This window comes from Mesorhizobium sp. WSM4850 (assembly GCF_055811735.1).
Genome location: NZ_JBVVPV010000009.1, coordinates 54,431 through 67,888 on the forward strand (window position 1 = coordinate 54,431; position 13,458 = coordinate 67,888).

Sequence of the window (13,458 nt, forward strand, 5' to 3'; positions counted from 1 at the left end):
GTCAGATGGTAGAGCTTTACGGCAAGACGCTTTCGCGCCGGCAGGTCTCGGAACGGTCCGGCATGCTGTCGCAGTTCGCCGGCGTGCGGCTGATGACGCTTGGCGACGGGGTGGAGCGCGGCATCCGCATGCTCGAATTCCGCACCGGCTCCGGCCTGCGCTTCACCGCGCTGGTCGACCGGGCGCTCGACATCGCCGATTGCGATTTTAGGGGCCAGGCGATCGGCTGGCATTCGCCGAGCGGCTTTCGCCATCCCGGCCTGCACGAATATGAAGGCGAGGAGGGGCTGGCCTGGGCGCGGTCGTTTTCCGGCCTGCTGCTGACCTGCGGCCTTGACCACATATTGTTCATGAACGAGGTACCCGCCGACAGCTACCATTATCCGCCGAAGAAGACGGTGCGCCATTCGCTGCATGGCCGCGTCAGCACCATCCCGGCGCGATTGACTGGCTATGGCGAGACATGGGACGGCGACCGCTGCGTGCTGTGGGCCGAAGGCATCGTTCAGCAGTCGACGGTGTTCGGCGAGGATCTGCATCTGCTGCGGCGGATCGAGGCCGATGTCGGCGGCAACGAGATCCGGCTTTCGGACCGCGTCGTCAATCACGGTTTTAGCCGCACGCCGCATATGTACTTTTATCACATCAATGTCAGCCATCCGGTGCTCGACGAGGGCTCGCGCTACCTGGCGCCGATCCGCGACGTCGTCTGGGCGGGCCATGCCGGCGAGCGCTATGAAGCGCAGAAGGTCGGCTACCGCACGGCGCCGGCACCGCAACTGGGCTTCACGGAACAGGTCTGGCAGCACGAACTCGGCGCCGACGCCAACGGCGACGTGCCGGTGGCGGTGGTCAACGACCGTCTCGGCCTCGGTCTCGAAGTCGTCACCCGCAAGCACCAGTTGCCTTGCGCCTATGAGTGGCAGAATTTCCAGGCTGGGCATTATGCGCTCGGCATCGAGCCGTCGACGCATCATGTGCTGGGCAATCTGGCAGCGCGCGAGCGCGGCGAGATGATCTGGCTGGAGCACGGCGAAAGCCGTTCGTACGAAGCGGTGTTTCGGGTTCTCGACGGCGCCGGCGAGATCGCCGCCGCCGAGAGCCGGATCGCAGCGATTGCCAGGCAGCCGCGGGAGGATTATCCGCGGCCATCGGGTCATTTTCCTGTTCTCGGAGGCAGGTCGTGACAATGGCGAAGGCGGTGCGAAACACCAGTTGGAAGGCTGGCCTCGGCCGGAGTGGAGAGGGCTCGCGGCGGTTCGAAAATTGGAGGTCACAATGGCTGGCAAGGTGAAACGCGATTACAGCCTGGTCGGCGAAAGCACGCGGATTGCGATCGAAACCGGGCTAGCCTCGGCTGAGTGGTACCATACCGATGTGCCGCGCAAGACGATGAAGGAACTGATGCAACGTTCCGACAGTCCGGCAATCCGCGACACGGCCATCTGGCTGGGCGCCATCCTGGTCTCCGCCGCCGGCGGCGTTTACTTCTGGGGCACCTGGTGGTGCGTGCCGTTCTTCTTCGTCTATGGCGTGCTCTATGCCTCGGCCAGCGACTCGCGCTGGCACGAATGCGGCCACGGCACGGCTTTCCGCACGCGCTGGATGAATGATGTCGTCTACCAGATTGCCAGCTTCATGCTGATGCGCAACCCGGTGACCTGGCGCTGGAGCCATGCCAGGCATCACACCGACACCATCATCGTCGGACGCGATGCCGAGATCGCCGTGATGCGCCCGCCGGACCTGCTGCGCACCGCACTCGCCTTCACCGGTATCCTCGACTTTCGCTATTCGCTCCCGGCACTGGCACGCCAGGCGTTCGGCAAGCTGACGCCGGACGAGAAAAGCTACGTGCCCGAGATGGAACAGCACAAGGCCGTCACTGCCGCGCGCTGGCATATCGCCATCTACATCGCCACAATCGCGCTCGCGGTTTTCATGCAGTCGTGGGTGCCGCTGGTGCTCATCGGCGTGCCGCGCCTCTACGGCACCTGGCACATGGTGCTGACCGGCCTGCTGCAGCACATCGGCCTGGCCGACAATGTCGTCGATCACCGGCTCAACAGCAGGACCGTGTATATGAACCCGATCAGCCGGTTCATCTACTGGAACATGAACTACCACGTCGAGCATCACATGTTTCCGATGGTGCCCTATCACGCGCTGCCCAGGCTGCACGAATTGATCAAGCACGATCTGCCGGAGCCGAACCCGTCGATGTGGCATGCCTATCGCGAGGTTTGGCCGGTCCTGCTCAGGCAGCTCAAATATGAGGACTATTTCCTCAAGCGCGAACTGCCGCCGACGGCACGGCCCTATCGTGGCGAGTTCCACGAAGTGAACATGTCGGCAACAGCTGAATAGCACTGCGCAGCACAGCAAGGCGAAATTTCGGGAGAAAATAGAGATGGCCGATTGGGTCGAGGCGTGCGCTGTGGACGATGTCGACGAAGAGGATGTCATCCGCTTCGATCATGACGGCCGCAGCTTCGCGATCTACCGTTCGCCGGATGACGAATTCTTCGCTACCGACGGCTTTTGCACACATGAAAAGGCGCATCTGGCCGATGGGCTTGTCATGGACGACATCATCGAATGCCCCAAGCACAATGGCCGCTTCAATTACAAGACCGGCCAGGCCAAGGGCGCGCCCGTCTGCGTCAATCTGCAGACCTATCCGGTCAAGGTCGAAGCTGGCAAGGTGATGATCCAGATCGCCTGACCGGCCTTCCGTTCACGTAACAAAGGGGACCAAATCAATGAGCCGGAAAAGACCGACGGTGGCAGACCTGCGCGCTATGAAGGGCAAGCGGCAATTGACCATGCTGCGGGTGCTGACGATGGCCGAGGCCGAGGCCGCCGAACGAGCCGGGGTCGACATAGTCTCGGTGCCGCCGGAACTGGTGCTCGATCCGCAATACCGCGATGCCGCACCCAGCCTGTTCACCATGCCGGGCGACAATTTCTACGAGATCGGCACAGCCGACGATTTCGTCCGCTGGGCGTTTCGGCTCTACAAGGCAAGCGCCGACGCGGTTTATTGCAGCGCCGGCTTTGCCGCTGTCAAACGGCTGGCCGATGACAATATCCCGGTGATCGGCCATGTCGGTCTGATCCCGTCGCGCGCCACCTGGACCGGCGGCTTCAAGGCTGTCGGCAAGACCGCCGACAGCGCCATGCAGATTTTCGAGGCAGTCAAGCAATACGAAGCGGCCGGCGCGATCGGCGCCGAGATCGAAGTGGTGCCGGTCGAGGTGGCCAAGGCGATTTCGGAGCGAACCTCGCTGATCATGCTGTCGATGGGGGCGGGCACCGGCTGCGACGCGCAATATCTGTTCGCCGACGACATCCTTGGCCAGAACCGTGGCCACATGCCGCGCCATTCCAAGGTCTATCGCAATTTCGCCGCCGAATATGACCGCCTGCAGGCGGAACGCATCGCTGCTTTTTCCGAATATGTCGCCGACGTCAACAGCCTGGCCTATCCCGAAGACAAGCATGTGGTGCATATGGACCCGGACCAGCTCGGCCAGTTCATGGAGAAGATCGACGCGGAATGAGACGCACCGGCCAGGATCGGCTGTGACCTTCTCCCCTTGTGGGAGAAGGTGGATCGGTGCGTAGCGCCGAGACGGATGAGGGGTGCTGGGAGAAACGCGGCGAAGAAAATATCGTGGAATTTGAAGTGCTTATGGCTTCGGTGTAGCGATCCTTCCAGCACCTCTCATCCGACCGACAGGTCGCGATACAAGTTTGTTGGGCCAAGTCTGGACGTCGCCGCCCAAATGCTGTTCAAACCGGTGCGTCACCGATTTGCCGGACAATCGCCTGGTCCCAGTGGCGCGGGAAAACCTTTCGTACAGTTCTGCGCATGACCGCCATTCCCGAAAACAAAGCCTTGCCCGAAACCGCGACGGCGGCGCGGCAGGCGCGGCGCGTGGCATTGATCGTCGCCGTCGCCTTCTTCATGCAGCTTCTGGATTCGACGATCATCTCGACATCGTTGCCGCAGATGGGAGAATCCTTCGGCGTGCCGGCAGTGGCGATGAGCATCGGCATCACCGTCTACATGCTGACCATGGCGGTGTTCGTGCCGCTGTCCGGCTGGCTCGCCGACCGCTTCGGCGCGCGCAACATCTTCCTTGTGGCGATCGCCCTGTTCACGCTGGCCTCGATCGCCTGCGGCATCTCGCAGAACCTGACCCAGTTCGTCGCCGCGCGTGCCGTGCAGGGCCTGGGCAGTGCGCTGATGACACCGGTCGGCCGCATCCTGGTGCTGCGCAACGCCTCGAAGTCCGAGCTTCTCAATGCCACCGCGCTGATCACATGGCCGGCGCTGTTTGCGCCGGTGATCGGGCCGGTGCTTGGCGGCTTCATCACCACTTATCTGTCCTGGCACTGGAATTTCTTCATCAACATTCCGCTCGGCGCGGCCGGCCTGGCGCTGGTCGCCCGCTTCATTCCCGGCGACCGCGCTTCCGAAACCAGGCCGCTCGACTGGCCGGGCTTCCTTGTGACCTCGGTCGGGCTTGCCTCAATGCTCTACGGCCTCGAACGCATCGCCCATCCGCAAGACGGCACCTTGCCGACCGTGGCGCTGCTTGGCGCGGGCGTCCTGATCGGCTGGCTGGCCGTGCGGCACCTGGCGCGCGCCAAAAATCCGCTGCTCGACCTTGCGGCATTCAAGGTGCAGACTTTCGCCATATCGACGCTGTCGGCCGGCACCATTTTCCGGGTCTCCATCAACGCCACGCCGTTCCTGCTGCCGCTGCTGTTCCAGGTCGGGTTCGGCCTGAGACCCGTCGATGCCGGCATGCTGATCCTGGCTTATTTCCTCGGCAATCTCGGCATGAAGACGGTGACGACGCCGACGCTGAAGCGCTTCGGTTTCCGTTCGGTGCTGGTCGTCAACGGCGTGATCGCATCGCTGTCGATCATGGCCTGCGCGGCGATATCGCCGCAGACACCGCAAGCGCTGGTGGTGGCGCTGATGCTGATTGCCGGACTGACGCGGTCGATGCAGTTCACCGCGCTCAACACGCTGGCCTTCGCCGATATCGCTTCGGCGCAGCGCAGCTCGGCGGCGACGCTGTCCAGCATGCTGCAGCAGGTGGCGATGCTGTTCGGCGTGGCGGTCGCCGCGGCGCTGCTCAACCTGTCGCAGATCGCCAGGGCCGGGGCGGCGCCCGACCTCGTCGACTTCCGCCTCGCCTTCCTGGCGATCGGCGCCATCGGGCTCGTGGCCTAGTTCCGCTTCCTGGCGCTGCCGCGGGCCGCCGGCGCCGAGGTTTCGGGCCATCGGGCGTGACCTTCTCCCACAATGGTGTTTGGAAGGGGGGCAGCGCGTCACACCGGCCGATATACCTTCTCCGCTGTGTTCCAAAAAATGTCCGCCTCTGCCGCCGCACCATGCTTGGCCACCGCCTCCCGGTGCTTCTTGATCAGTTCGGCGTGGCTGGTCCACAGCTTTTCGATCGGGAAGTTGGAGCCGAACATCAGACGGTCGCTGCCGAGGATTTCGATTGCGTTGTCGACAATGTAGGCGATCAGCGCCGGGTCGTTGCGGTGGACGAAGGTGCCGAGGCCGGACAGCTTGGCGTAGAGGTTTGGCGCTGCTGAAAGCGAGCGCAGGCCGGCCTTCCAGGCTTGCGTGGTTTCCTCCGACATGTCGGTCAGCATGCCGGCATGGGTGAGGATGAAGTTGGTCTCGGGATTTTCGCCGACAAGCGTCAGCCCGTCCTTCATCTGGGCCGGGAAAAGCTGCAGGTCGAAGGACAGGCCATAGTCCTTCAGCCGCGCCACATTGGCCCGCACCTTCGGGTCGACGACCTGATCGGCGGACGCGGCAAAGCGGAAGGCCGGCGTTTCGTGCCAGTGCAATTGCATGCGCACGCCGCGCAGCAGGGGGTACTTGATCAGTCGGTCGATCTGATGGCGTACATCGTCCACCGTCATGTCGGCATAGCCGACGATGGCGTGCGGCCAACCGGTTTCGTCAGCCGTCGTCTGCAGCAAGGCGACTTCTTTCTCGAAATCCTCCTTGGCCCAGTTGGTCTGGACATAGACCGCCTTCTCGACATCAGAGCCTTGCTGGTCGGCGAGGAATTCCTCGATCGGGTAGTCGCGTCGGATCGGCTCGTAGGGACCGAAGATGCGCGGCACCATCGGCCCGCGCAGCCAGGGCTGATCCTCCTGGCGCCAGATATGGAAATGCGCGTCGATCGCCTTTTTCATCATGAAACCCTTTTCCAGATTGCTGCCGCCGCCGGAGCGGGGCGGGCGAGCGACAGGATGAAATCGGTGAGACCGGCGATCGAAGAACCGTCGACCAGATCGTCGAGCACCGGCAGGATGGCGCGAAGTGCTGCCGTCGCCGGCCGGAAACGCGGATCGCCGGCCAGCGGCGTCGCCAGCGACAGGCGGAAGGCGCGGGCGCTCAGCCGGCGCATCGCCATTTCCAGCTCGGCATGGTCGCCGCGCTCCAGCGCATCCGACAGGATGACCACCGCCGCCCCGCGCGCAAGTGAGGAGAACCGCGGCACCGACAGGAAGGCGAGCAGCGTCGGTCCCATGCGGGTGCCGCCATCCCAGTCGTCGACCAATGCTGCCACCCGCGCCAGCGCCTGGTCGCGGTCGCGAATACGCAGCGCCGTGGTGATGCGGGTCAGCCGCGTGCCGAAGGTGAAAATTTCAGCCCGGTCCGCGCCTTGCACCGCCGCATGCGCCAGCTTGAGATAGTCCGATGTGTAGAGCTTCATCGAGCCGGACACGTCGATCAGCAGCAAAAGCTTGCGCGACACGGTCTGCCGGCGGCGCAGCAGCGGCGACGGAATATCGCCGTCGGCACTGACGATTTCGCGCAGCGAGCGGCGCAGATCGAGCTTGCCGCGTGCGTGCGTGCGAACGGTTCGGAAGGAGCGGCGGGCGGGCAGGGCGCTAGCGAGCTTGCGGCGGAAAGCGGCAAGCCCGTCGCCGACGCGCTGGAAGTCGCGGGCGCTCAACTGTTCGGCGCCAGACGATAGCGCGCCGCCTTCCTCCTGGCGCGCCACCTCGTTCTCTTCGTCGCTGGCGCCGCCGTCGTCCTTGATGCGGGTTTCCTCGTCGGCCTCGCCTTCGACCACGGCCGCGGTGTTGCCGTAGAAATAGCTTTGGAAATGCGCCTCGAATTCGTCGCGGCGGTCGGGCGGCGGCGCCAGCGTGGCAAGCGCGGCCTCGTGGATATCGGCCATCGAGCGGGGCCCGAGCAGCGTCACCGCCTGCATGAAGCCTGACACCTGCTCGGGCGCCACCGGAAAGCCGTAGCGGCGCAGCAGCCGGCCAAAACCGAGGAGAGGTGCTGCGGCGCGGGGTAGGGCCGCGGGGCTCACGCCAATGCCTCCTCGACGATCCGGCCAAGCTCGGGCGCGATGTAGGACAGGTCCTCCTCATCCTTGATCAGCACGCCGATGGCGCGGCGGAACGCTTCCGGCCATGGGCTGCCGCCCTTTTCGAGGATCGTCGCGGCGTTGGCCCATTCGACCGCTTCGGCGATGCCCGGCGGCTTGGCCAGCGGGCGGGCGCGGATGTCGCGCACGGCGGCAGCCACGGCGCGCGCCGTGGCGTTGGCGACGTCGCCGGCGCGCAGCATGATGATTTCGGCCTCGCGCTCGGCGTCGGGATAGGTGATCCAGTGGTAGACGCAGCGCCGCCGCAGCGCCTCCGCCAGTTCGCGGGTGCGGTTCGAGGTCAGGACGACGATCGGCTGCGCTTTGGCGCGGATGGTGCCGCGCTCGGGAATGCTGATCTGGAAGTCGGACAGGAATTCCAGCAGCAGCGCTTCGAACTCATGGTCGGAACGGTCGATCTCGTCGACCAGCAGCACGCGCTTTTCCGGCGCCTTCAGCACCTGCAGCAGCGGCCGCGCGATCAAAAAGCGGTCGTCATAGATGTCGACCTCATGCTCGCCGGCATGGCGGATGGCGAGCAACTGGCGCTGGTAGTTCCATTCGTATAGCGCGTGTGCGGCGTCGATGCCTTCGTAGCATTGCAGCCGCACCAGGTCGCGCCCGAGCAGTTCGGCTATCGCCTTGGCCGCTTCTGTCTTGCCGACGCCCGGCGCGCCTTCGAGCAGCAGCGGCTTGCCCAGCCGGATCGCCAGGAAAATGGCGGTGGCCAGGCTTTCATCGGCCAGATAGCGCGAGGCGGCGAGGCGCGATGCCACCGCCTCCGGCGAGATCACGACAGTGTCGGCGCTTCCAGTCCGGGCGCTTCTTTTGGGCATTTCCAGCACTCAGTTCGAGGCTTGCGCCTTCAGCGCCCGCAGGATGCGTTCCGGCGTGATCGGCAGCGTGTCGATGCGCACGCCGACGGCGTCGAAGACCGCGTTGGCGACCGCCGGGATTTGCGGGTTGGCGCACATTTCGCCCGGCCCCTTGGCGCCAAAGGGTCCGTCGGCCGAGGGCCTCTCCAGCACGATGATCTCGGTTTGCGCAAGATCGCCTGGTCCCGGCATCAGATACTGGTTGAAGTCGGTGCCGCCATGATCGCGGTCGGGGTAATAGGGTTCCGTCGTCTCGTAGAGCGCGTGGCTGATGCCCATCCACGAGCCACCGACGAGCTGCTGCTCGACCATTTTCGGGTTCAGCGCGCGGCCGATCTCAAAGACGTTCTTCACCGTCAGCACGGTGACCTCGCCGGTTTCGTCGTCGACCTCGACCTCGACCACCGTGCAGGCATGCGCGTAGCAGGTCGACGGTTTCATCGCGCCGGTTTCTTTTTCCGGATAGGAGCGCGGGATCAAGAACATGCCGCGGCCGGAAATCGAGCGGCCGCGCTTGAAATGCGCCGACAGCGCCACATCGAAGATCGAGATCGATCTTTGCGGCGCGCCCTTGACCAGGATGTTGCCCTGGCCGTCGGTCTCGAGGTCCGAGGCGTTCACTTCCAGTTCCTCTGCCGCCACTTCCAGCATCACCTGGCGGGCTTCCCTGGCCGCCTGGATGACGGCGTTGCCGGCGCGGTGGGTGCCGCGCGAGGCGAAGGTGCCCATGCAGTGCGGGCCGGTGTCGGTGTCGGCGGTGTCGACGACGACGCGGTCGGTCGGTACGCCGATCGTCTCGGCACAGATCTGCGCCATGATCTGCTTCATGCCCTGGCCGAGATCGACGCTCGACAGCGTTACCATGAAATTGCCGGTCGGCGTCGAATGGACCAGCGCCTGGGTTGGATCGCCACCGAGGTTCATGCCTGTCGGATAGTTGATCGCGGCGACGCCGCGCCCGCGCCTGATCGCCATTTCAAGCTCCCTTCGCGTAGGACGACATCGCCATGAATTTGTCCGCCACCGGCCAGTTGGCGGCGCGCGAGGCTTCCTGCATGCACTCGATCAGCGCCGCGCCCTCGGTCGGCTGGCGGTGCGCCTTGATGTCGCCGTCGCGGTAGGCATTGATGAAGCGGAACTCGAGCGGGTCCATGCCGATCAGCCGGGCGAGCTTGTCCATCTGCACCTCAAGCGCGAAATCGCCGATGGTGACGCCGAAGCCGCGCATGGCGGAGGAGGGGGTGCGGTTGGTGTAGACGCAGTAGGTGTCGATCCAGACATTCGGGATGGTGTAAGGGCCGGGATAGTGGCCGGCGCCCTTCTGCGCGCCATAGGGCGAATGGCGCGAATAGGCCCCGGCATCGGTGTAGCCGGTGACTTTTCTGGCGACGATGCGGCCATCCTTCATGACGCCGTCCTTGATGACGACCTTTTCGGCGGCGCGCGGCGAGGAAATCTGCATCTCCTCCTCACGGCTGTAGATGAAGGAGACCGGCCGCCCGGTCAGCTTGGCGCCGAGGATGGCGATCGGCTCGACGATGACGTCGACCTTGCCGCCAAAGCCGCCGCCGACGGTGCCGCCGACGAAATGCAGTCTGTTGCCCGGCATCTGCAGGATGATCGAGGCGTTGTCGAGGGTGAAGAACATCGCCTGCGTGTTGGTGTAGCAGGTAAAGCGGTCGTTGCCCTCCGGCGCGACGATGCAGCCGGTCGTCTCGGTCGGCGCGTGCTCGATCGGCGACGATTGATAGGTCTGCTCGAGCACGTGATCGGCGCCGGCGAAACCGGCCTCGACATCGCCGAAGCGCACCTTGCGGCATTCGCCGCTGTCATAGAGGTAATAATTCCGGCCGTGATATTCGTTGACAACAGGCGCGCCGGGCTTCAGCGCTTCTTCCATGTCGAAGACGGCCGGCAGCACCTCGTAGTCGACCTTGACCTTGGCCGCCGCCTCCTGGGCGGCACGCTCGGTCTCGGCCAGCACCGCCACCACGGCTTCGCCCTTCCAGCGCACCTTGCCGTCGGCCAGCACCGTCTCGTCCTCCGGCCCGATCTGGATCAGGATCAGGATGGTGTAGACATTGTGCGGCACGTCCTTGGCGGTCAGGATTTTCACCACGCCCGGATGCTTTTCCGCCTCTGAAGTGTCGATGCTGCGGATGCGGGCGTGATGATGCGGGCTGCGCACCATCTTCAGATGCAGCATGCCTGGAAAACTGCGGTCGGCGAAATAGGCGGTCTTGCCGGTGACATGACCGGGCGAATCGGAGCGCGGCCGTGGCTGGCCGATCTCGTGCAGATCGTCCGTGCGCTGGTCGGCGAAATAGCTCTTGCGGAGTTCCATTTTTTCGCCTCCCCTCAAGCTGCGTTCTGCGAATTGGACCGCGCGGCGGTCAGCACCGCCTGGATGATCGGCTCGTAGCCGGTGCAGCGGCAGATATTGCCCGACAGCGCCTCGACCACCTCGTCGCGGCTGGGGTCCGCCGTGTGGTCGAGCAGAACCTTGGCGGCCATGATCATGCCTGGCGTGCAGAAGCCGCATTGCGTGGCGAAGGCGTCGAGGAAGGCGCGCTGCAAAGGATGCAGCACGCCGCCTTGCGAAAGCCCCGATGTCGTGGTGATCGCCGCACCGTTGCAGGTTTCGGCCAGCGTCAGGCAGGACAGCCGAAGCTCGCCGTCGATGATGACCGAGCAGGCGCCGCATGTGCCCTGATGGCAGCCGCCCTTTGGCGAGGTGTCGCCGATCTTGTCGCGCAGCGCATTGAGCAGCGTCGTGCCGCTGTCGATGAATTCGGCCTTCTCCGCGCCGTTGAGCGTGAACTGAACCGGGATCTTTGTCATCTTTTACTCCTTGCGCCGCAGCTTGGCTGACTTGCCCGCCATTGGCTTTCAGGCGAGCAAAAGCCGGCCGAGATGGACCGGCAGGACTTCGTTGCGATACCAGGCACTGGCGATCGGATCGGTAATCGGCGAGGTGCCGTCGTTCGCGACGGCCAGCGCCGGCGCGATGCCGTCGCTCGTGAGTTTCCTGCCGAGCAGCGCCTTCTCCGCCGCCTTGGCGCGCATCGGCCGGTCGGCCATGCAGCCAAGCGCGATGTGCGCCGATGACATGGTTCCGTCCGGCGCTCGTTCCAGCACGGCGGCGATGCTCAGCACCGAGACGCCCTTCGGCTTGACCCTCGATATTTTCAGGAAGCGAAAGCCGCCTTCCAGTGGCAAGCTGAAGCCGACCGAAGTGACGATGGCGTGATTGTCTTCGCGTCTTGCCAGGAAGGTTTCGATCGGCACCTCGCCGTCATCGGTGCCGACGGTTGCGCCCAGTGCCAGCAGCGCGACGGTGAAATCGCCATAGGGCGCCGGGGCGAAGAGATTGCCGCCGATGGTCGCCATGTTGCGGATCGCCGGGCCGCCGACGGCGCGCGCCGCGCGGGCAAGGGAAGACAGATCCGGGTGACGGGCGATCGCCGCCATGGTCACCGAAGCGCCGATGCGGACCTCCCTGCCGGAAACAGTGATGGCCGACAGCGCCGGTTCGGTCGACCTGATGAGGCCGGAGACCGAAACGTCGCCTTCATTGGCGGCGCGCACGACCAGCGTGCCGCCGCCGAGATAGCGGGTGCCGGCGGCTTTCAGCGCCGCACTGGCGTCCTTGACCGTCGAGAAAGTCTGCAGTGCAAGCGCCATGGAACTGTCCTTTTTATGAGCCCATTCAGCTCAACCCTGGCCGGCGAAATGGGTCTTAAGGGCGTTAAAGCCGCCCTGGAAGACGTTGGCGCCCATGCCTTCGGCCAATTTGTCAGCTTCCTCGGGAGCCGCGTCGAAGCTTGCGGTCCATTCGGCATAGGTGCGGTCGCCATCGGTCACCCGGCGCAGCTGCAGCGTCGCCTTGTGGTTGGTCAGCGGTTGCGGCGTCTCCAGGATGGAGTAGCTGACGAGGAAATTGTCGTCGGAGAAGTCGAGCAGCTTCTCGCGGATGCGAGCGCCGCTGGCGAGCTGGAAATTGCGCACGCAGCCGACTGCGCTGGTGTCCTTGCCGTCCTCGATATGGCTCTCGACCATGCGCGGGTGCCAGCTCGGCAACCCATTGAAATCGCGTATGCGCGCCCAGACCTTTTCGACCGGTGCGTCGATGACGCTGGAGACGGTGACTTTCGCCATATGATCATTTCCTTGCAATAGCTGTGTCGCGAGGGTAGGGCGGCGAGCCCGGCAGCACTTATCAATGCGTCTTGAGCGCCTATCAATAAGTCTGAAAAAACTGGCACGCTGAAAAAACGGCAGCCTGAAAAAAACGGGCAGTCTGAAAACGGGCAGTCTGAAAATGGCTCAGGAGATGGCTCGCGCTGCCTCGCGATAGAGTGTCGGCGGAACGCCGACATGGTCGCGGAAGAATCGCGAGAAATTGCCCTGCGTGGTGAAGCCGAGATTGCAGGCGACCGAGATCAATGGTTCCTGCGACCACTGCAACTGCCGCACCGCTTCCTCCATGCGCAGCGTGTTCCAGTAGACATTGGGCGTCAGATTGGTCTGCTCCTTGAACAGCGCGAAGAAATGCGGCCGCGACAGGCCGACGCTGCGCGCCACCTCGTCGAAGCAGATGCGTTCGCAGACATTGGCCTTCATCAGCTGGATCGCCTTGCGGACACGAAAATCCTGCACGCTGTGGACGCGGGCGCGCGCCACTTGTGGCGCCGAGGCGTCGGCGGCGTCGAGCACGCTGTCGATGAAGCGCTCGATCTCGTAATTGGCGATGTCGTCGATGCTCTCATTGTCGCTGAGATGGTCGAGAAGATTGGCTGCCGCCTTGTGCAGCCACGGCTCCAGCGTGATCGCCGGTGCCGAAAACAGCGGCGCGGTCGACCGCAGGTCGCGGCGCCGGCGTGCCCAGTCCGGATCGATGTAGAAGGCGAGGAACAGGCCGGGCCGGCCGTCGCGGGATAAAGCGTGGCTGTGCGGCTGGAAGGAATTGATGCCAGCGGCGGTGCCGGGCCCAAGCCGCACCGTCTCGCGGCCGATGGTCATCTCGCCGGCCGTGCCTTCCAGCCAGATGATGATATGCGCCTCGACATGGGCATGGGTGACGAAGTCGCTGGCGACGTTCAGGACAGAAACATGTCCGAACCGGCCCCAGTAGAGCCTGATCGCTTCCGTCATGG

Annotated in this window: 14 protein-coding genes; 5 read left to right on the plus strand and 9 right to left on the minus strand. The window is 64.4% G+C overall.

Annotated features, from left to right (window positions below):
- The first annotated feature begins 5 nt into the window (after positions 1 to 5).
- From AC0L2Z_RS12075 to AC0L2Z_RS12095, 5 genes are all read left to right on the plus strand, one after another.
- Positions 6 to 1,187: an aldose 1-epimerase family protein gene (locus tag AC0L2Z_RS12075; RefSeq protein ID WP_473628123.1), complete on the plus strand. Its 1,182-nt coding sequence runs from the start codon at positions 6 to 8 to the stop codon at positions 1,185 to 1,187.
- 91 nt (positions 1,188 to 1,278) lie between these two features.
- Positions 1,279 to 2,367: a fatty acid desaturase family protein gene (locus AC0L2Z_RS12080; RefSeq protein ID WP_473628124.1), complete on the plus strand. Its 1,089-nt coding sequence runs from the start codon at positions 1,279 to 1,281 to the stop codon at positions 2,365 to 2,367.
- A 43-nt stretch (positions 2,368 to 2,410) separates the two neighbouring features.
- Positions 2,411 to 2,725 carry a MocE family 2Fe-2S type ferredoxin gene (locus tag AC0L2Z_RS12085; RefSeq protein ID WP_473628126.1) on the plus strand — a complete coding sequence of 105 codons (315 nt, stop codon included), beginning with the start codon at positions 2,411 to 2,413 and terminating at the stop codon, positions 2,723 to 2,725.
- Between the two features lie 37 nt (positions 2,726 to 2,762).
- Positions 2,763 to 3,563: a 3-methyl-2-oxobutanoate hydroxymethyltransferase gene (locus AC0L2Z_RS12090; protein ID WP_473628127.1), complete on the plus strand. Its 801-nt coding sequence runs from the start codon at positions 2,763 to 2,765 to the stop codon at positions 3,561 to 3,563.
- Between the two features lie 311 nt (positions 3,564 to 3,874).
- Entirely contained in the window at positions 3,875 to 5,251 is a 1,377-nt protein-coding gene (locus AC0L2Z_RS12095; protein WP_473628129.1) for a DHA2 family efflux MFS transporter permease subunit, read from the plus strand.
- Between the two features lie 98 nt (positions 5,252 to 5,349).
- On the opposite strand, the gene AC0L2Z_RS12100 is transcribed toward AC0L2Z_RS12095, so the two are convergent.
- The 9 genes from AC0L2Z_RS12100 to AC0L2Z_RS12140 all read right to left on the minus strand — a co-directional run bounded on the left by AC0L2Z_RS12100 (position 5,350) and on the right by AC0L2Z_RS12140 (position 13,456).
- Positions 5,350 to 6,237 (minus strand): amidohydrolase family protein, encoded by an 888-nt coding sequence (locus tag AC0L2Z_RS12100; RefSeq protein WP_473628144.1) that lies wholly within the window; start codon positions 6,235 to 6,237, stop codon positions 5,350 to 5,352.
- Positions 6,237 to 7,313, minus strand: a complete 1,077-nt coding sequence (locus AC0L2Z_RS12105) for a vWA domain-containing protein (protein WP_473628145.1) — start codon at positions 7,311 to 7,313, stop codon at positions 6,237 to 6,239. Before AC0L2Z_RS12105 ends, AC0L2Z_RS12100 begins: the two co-directional genes overlap by 1 nt.
- A 53-nt stretch (positions 7,314 to 7,366) precedes the next feature.
- Positions 7,367 to 8,263, minus strand: a complete 897-nt coding sequence (locus tag AC0L2Z_RS12110; RefSeq protein WP_473628130.1) for an AAA family ATPase — start codon at positions 8,261 to 8,263, stop codon at positions 7,367 to 7,369.
- A gap of 9 nt (positions 8,264 to 8,272) precedes the next feature.
- Positions 8,273 to 9,277 (minus strand): xanthine dehydrogenase family protein molybdopterin-binding subunit, encoded by a 1,005-nt coding sequence (locus AC0L2Z_RS12115; protein WP_027154342.1) that lies wholly within the window; start codon positions 9,275 to 9,277, stop codon positions 8,273 to 8,275.
- Between the two features lies 1 nt (position 9,278).
- Positions 9,279 to 10,646, minus strand: coding sequence for a xanthine dehydrogenase family protein molybdopterin-binding subunit (locus tag AC0L2Z_RS12120; RefSeq protein ID WP_473628131.1), 1,368 nt, complete (start codon positions 10,644 to 10,646; stop codon positions 9,279 to 9,281).
- Between the two features lie 14 nt (positions 10,647 to 10,660).
- Positions 10,661 to 11,143, minus strand: coding sequence for a (2Fe-2S)-binding protein (locus tag AC0L2Z_RS12125; RefSeq protein WP_473616197.1), 483 nt, complete (start codon positions 11,141 to 11,143; stop codon positions 10,661 to 10,663).
- Between the two features lie 48 nt (positions 11,144 to 11,191).
- Complete coding sequence (locus AC0L2Z_RS12130; protein ID WP_473628133.1) at positions 11,192 to 11,986, minus strand: FAD binding domain-containing protein; 795 nt, start codon at positions 11,984 to 11,986, stop codon at positions 11,192 to 11,194.
- Positions 11,987 to 12,016: 30 nt separating this feature from the next.
- Positions 12,017 to 12,460, minus strand: coding sequence for an SRPBCC family protein (locus AC0L2Z_RS12135; protein WP_473628134.1), 444 nt, complete (start codon positions 12,458 to 12,460; stop codon positions 12,017 to 12,019).
- Positions 12,461 to 12,628: 168 nt separating this feature from the next.
- Entirely contained in the window at positions 12,629 to 13,456 is an 828-nt protein-coding gene (locus tag AC0L2Z_RS12140; protein ID WP_287241005.1) for an AraC family transcriptional regulator, read from the minus strand.
- Positions 13,457 to 13,458 lie beyond the last annotated feature (2 nt).

Coding starts and splice junctions, on each gene's coding strand:
- AC0L2Z_RS12100 (WP_473628144.1), bottom strand. CDS start 6,237: ATGAAAAAGGCGATCGACGCGCATTTCCATATCTGGCGCCAGGAGGAT.
- AC0L2Z_RS12095 (WP_473628129.1), top strand. CDS start 3,875: ATGACCGCCATTCCCGAAAACAAAGCCTTGCCCGAAACCGCGACGGCG.
- AC0L2Z_RS12140 (WP_287241005.1), bottom strand. CDS start 13,456: ATGACGGAAGCGATCAGGCTCTACTGGGGCCGGTTCGGACATGTTTCT.
- AC0L2Z_RS12120 (WP_473628131.1), bottom strand. CDS start 10,646: ATGGAACTCCGCAAGAGCTATTTCGCCGACCAGCGCACGGACGATCTG.
- AC0L2Z_RS12130 (WP_473628133.1), bottom strand. CDS start 11,986: ATGGCGCTTGCACTGCAGACTTTCTCGACGGTCAAGGACGCCAGTGCG.
- AC0L2Z_RS12125 (WP_473616197.1), bottom strand. CDS start 11,143: ATGACAAAGATCCCGGTTCAGTTCACGCTCAACGGCGCGGAGAAGGCC.
- AC0L2Z_RS12085 (WP_473628126.1), top strand. CDS start 2,411: ATGGCCGATTGGGTCGAGGCGTGCGCTGTGGACGATGTCGACGAAGAG.
- AC0L2Z_RS12090 (WP_473628127.1), top strand. CDS start 2,763: ATGAGCCGGAAAAGACCGACGGTGGCAGACCTGCGCGCTATGAAGGGC.
- AC0L2Z_RS12115 (WP_027154342.1), bottom strand. CDS start 9,277: ATGGCGATCAGGCGCGGGCGCGGCGTCGCCGCGATCAACTATCCGACA.
- AC0L2Z_RS12110 (WP_473628130.1), bottom strand. CDS start 8,263: ATGCCCAAAAGAAGCGCCCGGACTGGAAGCGCCGACACTGTCGTGATC.
- AC0L2Z_RS12075 (WP_473628123.1), top strand. CDS start 6: ATGGTAGAGCTTTACGGCAAGACGCTTTCGCGCCGGCAGGTCTCGGAA.
- AC0L2Z_RS12080 (WP_473628124.1), top strand. CDS start 1,279: ATGGCTGGCAAGGTGAAACGCGATTACAGCCTGGTCGGCGAAAGCACG.
- AC0L2Z_RS12135 (WP_473628134.1), bottom strand. CDS start 12,460: ATGGCGAAAGTCACCGTCTCCAGCGTCATCGACGCACCGGTCGAAAAG.